Origin of the sequence: Acetomicrobium sp. S15 = DSM 107314 (genome assembly GCF_016125955.1) — a bacterium.
GTDB classification, from domain to species: Bacteria; Synergistota; Synergistia; order Synergistales; family Thermosynergistaceae; genus Thermosynergistes; species Thermosynergistes pyruvativorans.
In genome coordinates this window covers 1-378 of record NZ_JADEVE010000009.1, presented here as the reverse complement: position 1 = coordinate 378, position 378 = coordinate 1, and the positions used below count along the sequence as shown (strand labels likewise).

General features: G+C 52.9%; 1 protein-coding gene. It reads right to left on the bottom strand.

The window, feature by feature from the left end:
- Positions 1–123: 123 nt before the first annotated feature.
- On the bottom strand, positions 124–213 hold the full coding sequence (locus EZM41_RS14450) for a DUF4931 domain-containing protein (protein ID WP_446697790.1): 90 nt from the start codon (positions 211–213) through the stop codon (positions 124–126).
- Between the last annotated feature and the right edge of the window lie 165 nt (positions 214–378).

Below are 378 nucleotides of genomic sequence, written 5' to 3'. Positions count from 1 at the left end.
ACATGCGGAGCTTGTGCAGCTCACGCCTTACGAGCCATCCCTTGATTCCGCGATCCATACCTGTTTCTCTCAAATATTGATGCTGCAAGTCCCAGGCATACCGCATCGGCGAGTAAACGTAGCTTATATGAAGCTGGTCACGATTATCTGCGAATGTGGATGGATCAGCGAGGTGCCGGCGGTGGGACCGTGGTTCCGAAAGAGGATGATCATCATATTTTTATGAAAGCTCCTGAGGTGCCTGTAGCGGCTGGAGCGGCGGTCTTGTGTATGAAGACACAAACTGGCAGGGAAAAGGACACAAGGCTACCGTGGGCTTCGAGACGGGCGACCGCGAACAATATTGGATCTCCTACGAGGAGCCTTTTATGGACGAGC

Bases quoted from the DNA above. Each gene is read 5' to 3' on its own strand.
- EZM41_RS14450 (WP_446697790.1), bottom strand. From the start codon at position 213: ATGATCATCCTCTTTCGGAACCACGGTCCCACCGCCGGCACCTCGCTG.